This window comes from Oleiphilus sp. HI0079 (assembly GCF_001635105.1).
This window is the reverse complement of sequence record NZ_LWFT01001000.1, coordinates 1-2,664: the sequence shown is the minus strand read 5'-3', so window position 1 is coordinate 2,664 and position 2,664 is coordinate 1. Positions and strand designations below refer to the sequence as shown.

Annotated in this window: 4 protein-coding genes; 2 read left to right on the top strand and 2 right to left on the bottom strand. The window is 49.8% G+C overall.

Features of this window, described 5'->3' with window-relative positions; genetic code table 11:
- A partial coding sequence (locus A3750_RS18125; RefSeq protein WP_156498713.1) for an HDOD domain-containing protein occupies positions 1-466 on the bottom strand: 466 nt, incomplete at its 3' end.
- A gap of 311 nt (positions 467-777) precedes the next feature.
- On the opposite strand from A3750_RS18125, the gene A3750_RS18120 reads away from it, so the two are divergent.
- Both A3750_RS18120 and A3750_RS18115 read left to right on the top strand, forming a co-directional pair.
- On the top strand, positions 778-1,581 hold the full coding sequence (locus tag A3750_RS18120; RefSeq protein ID WP_068548255.1) for an SDR family NAD(P)-dependent oxidoreductase: 804 nt from the start codon (positions 778-780) through the stop codon (positions 1,579-1,581).
- Between the two features lie 64 nt (positions 1,582-1,645).
- The gene (locus A3750_RS18115) at positions 1,646-2,359 is read left to right on the top strand and encodes an aspartate/glutamate racemase family protein (RefSeq protein WP_068548254.1); all 714 of its coding nucleotides are present in this window, start codon (positions 1,646-1,648) and stop codon (positions 2,357-2,359) included.
- Between the two features lie 53 nt (positions 2,360-2,412).
- Here the strand turns inward: A3750_RS18115 and A3750_RS18110 are convergent.
- A partial coding sequence (locus tag A3750_RS18110; protein WP_156498712.1) for a DUF3750 domain-containing protein occupies positions 2,413-2,664 on the bottom strand: 252 nt, incomplete at its 5' end.

Here is a 2,664-nt window from a genome sequence, read left to right as displayed (position 1 = left end):
ACTCAACAGTCTTATTGTTCAAGCGAAAAAACGGCGAATTTACGGTTCTAAGAACCTGAGAAGTCAGCGAAGGATCTTTCAATAAGGATTCGGCAATCTGAGCGTAACTCAGCTCGTCTTGCTTCAGGAGTTTCATTAATGAAGGCAGCGTACTGGGCTTTCGAGGGAGTTGTTCAGTCCGCACCTCAGCCTGCGCAAGCTTTCTAGCAAGCTGCCGCGCACTGGCACGCTGCTCGTCAGTACTATTCACATAGAGACGGTCCGTACCAAACAATTCGAGACAGAACGCTCTATCCAGTTCTGCACGATACTCTTCATACAGCTGTGCGCTGTCTCTTCCGTTACTGACAGGAGAATCTTCTTTCTCAGCGTGTGCAGATTCTTCGCGAACTGCCGCCGATGCAAGCTGGGTCGTCGGTGCATCATCGCTACCGCCCAACAACTTTCTTAACCACGCCATTGCCATACGGTGCTTCCTTTCCCTGCAACTGAACAAGACTTAAGCCAATATGTGAACGAGTGTAATACAGCAATACAAGCGCGCAAAGAATTGAGGCCGTTTATTTCAGCCGATGCGCTGAATATGACGTAAAAAATGCAATAGGTGCTCAATCGTACGATGTATTGATGAGCATATGGCCACCTCATAATACTGACCGCGAGTAAACGTAGGAGGCCTTGCAAAGCGGCACCCCATGAATGGAAGACAACCGTCATTCAAATGTGCTTCTATAAGCAACGGAAACACCGAATCGATAAGGACGGAGTCAACGCAAGATGAACAAAATACTGATTACAGGAGCAACCGATGGCATTGGCTTAGAGACCGCCAAATTACTCGCAGCAAAAGGCCATCATTTATTGATTCACGGAAGAAGCGAGCAAAAGCTGGCCGACACAAAAACCGCATTACATGACTGCGCTCCGAATACCCTCATCGATACATACCGGGCAGACCTATCTCGCTTTGACGACATCCAATCTCTGCTCGTTTCCATCACGAGTGGTCATTCAAGCATCGACATTATTATCAACAATGCCGGCGTGTTAAAAACACCAACTCCCATTACGCCTGAGGGCTTCGATGTCCGGTTTGTCGTGAATACCTTCGCGCCCTATATCTTAGCGAAGGGCCTAATCCCCAGCCTTTCAAGCGATGGACGTATCATCAACCTTTCGTCTGCAGCGCAAGCGCCCATCAATATAGATGCCATGGAAGGCAACGTCGTTTTAAGCGAAGCGTTTCAAGCCTATGCGCAAAGCAAGCTTGCGCTGACTATTTGGTCACAAGAACTAGCGAAAGACTTAAGCAACAGCCAAGTCTCGGTTGCCGTCAATCCCGGCTCACTGCTCGCCAGTAAAATGGTGAAAGAGGGTTTTGGTGTGGCCGGCAATGACTTAAGCGTCGGCGCAAACATTCTAGTGCGCGCAGCATTATCAGAGGAGTTCGCGCGCGCATCCGGACAGTATTACGACAATGACGAACAACAGTTTGCGCCGCCACATGCCGATGCCACTAACCCGGCTATATGTGAGCAAGTAATGGCATCCATTCACAAGATCACCAGTCAGTTTTGCTGAGAACCACCAATATGTAATGCTGCGCTCAACACGCAGACGTAATCTCATCACAAGGAAAAACAAGATGAAAACCATCGGCCTATTAGGCGGCATGAGCTGGGAAAGCACACAAGGCTATTACAAAGCGATCAACGAAGGCGTTAAAAACCATCTCGGCGGCCTGCACTCCGCCAAAATCGCCATGGTGAGTGTCGACTTTGCTGAAATAGAAGCATTACAGATGCAAGACAATTGGCAACAAGCGGGTGAAATACTCGCAAGTGCTGCGGTATCGGTCGAGGCTGCTGGCGCAGACGGTCTGCTTATTTGCACAAACACCATGCACAAAGTAGCAGACGCTGTTCAATCAGCGATTAACATTCCCCTGTTGCACATCGCCGACGCGACTGGCGAAGCACTCGTTCATGCCAACGTCAAAACAGTCGGGTTACTAGGCACAGCCTTCACAATGGAGCAGGACTTTTACAAAGGCCGACTGACACAACACTTTGGCTTGAAGGTCATAACACCGACTACGTCAGACAGGGCTGACGTTCACCGCATCATCTACGAAGAGCTCTGTTTGGGTAATATCCAGACGCGCTCACGCAAAACCTATTTAGAGGTTATAGAGCGGATGGCAGCTCAAGGAGCCGAGGCTGTCATCTTGGGTTGCACAGAGATAGGCCTACTCGTTGAGCAAGCCGATACCGACACACCTCTATTCGACACGACAGCGATCCATGCCCGCAAAGCGGTAGAATTTATGCTCGCGGCTGAGTGCGAGCAAGACTCGTAAACAGGTCGGCTTACTGACGATCAACAGATGAAAAATCAGACGATCAACAGTCGCTAAGGGGTCCAACCGCTACCGATCGCACGAAATGGCAAATCTGGATCAAAGCCGTCGACTTGCTCGGCTAACCATGCGGGGTACGTATTGCTGTTTGGGCCAGGAAACACCACATATTCGTTTGCCCACGGGTAATCACGAGAGGCTTCTAGAATCTGTTTAATCATATCGTCCACACCCTCTCCCCGTTTTTCATAAACGAGCTCAGGCTCAGCGCCGTACCAGTGTCTGTCAGGCAGATCCGCCTCAAC

Excerpts from the sequence above, each read along its gene's own strand:
- A3750_RS18120 (WP_068548255.1), top strand. The coding sequence starts at position 778 with ATGAACAAAATACTGATTACAGGAGCAACCGATGGCATTGGCTTAGAG.
- A3750_RS18115 (WP_068548254.1), top strand. The coding sequence starts at position 1,646 with ATGAAAACCATCGGCCTATTAGGCGGCATGAGCTGGGAAAGCACACAA.